This is a genomic window from Cobetia sp. SIMBA_158, from assembly GCF_046566945.1.
GTDB classification, from domain to species: Bacteria; Pseudomonadota; Gammaproteobacteria; order Pseudomonadales; family Halomonadaceae; genus Cobetia; species Cobetia amphilecti.
This window is the reverse complement of record NZ_JAWJYL010000243.1, coordinates 1-279: the sequence shown is the minus strand read 5'-3', so window position 1 is coordinate 279 and position 279 is coordinate 1. Positions and strand designations below refer to the sequence as shown.

Annotated in this window: 1 protein-coding gene; it reads left to right on the top strand. The window is 48.7% G+C overall.

What is annotated here, in order from left to right:
* Positions 1-279, top strand: a 279-nt coding sequence (locus tag R2R70_RS19815) for a TolC family protein (protein ID WP_410978871.1), incomplete at both ends; no start/stop codon positions are given.

The following is a 279-nucleotide window of genomic DNA, read 5'->3' as shown; positions in this document are numbered from 1 at the left end:
CTTATAACCTCAAGCGCTCAGGCTCTACGTCGGGTGCAGGTCTTGGTGTCGTTTGGCCTATTTATACTGCTGGGCGCACAGACGCACTGACTGGCGCCTCGGATGCACGTACGCAAGAAGCGATGGCTGATAGCGTACTGGATAAAAATGAGCTTTATAATACGTTAATTGAGCGTTATTTTAAGGCACAGCTAGCGATTATCGCTGCTTACTTACGTGAAGACGCTTACGATACATTGCAACAGGCCGACCATATGGCCGAACGTCTGTTTGAAGAAG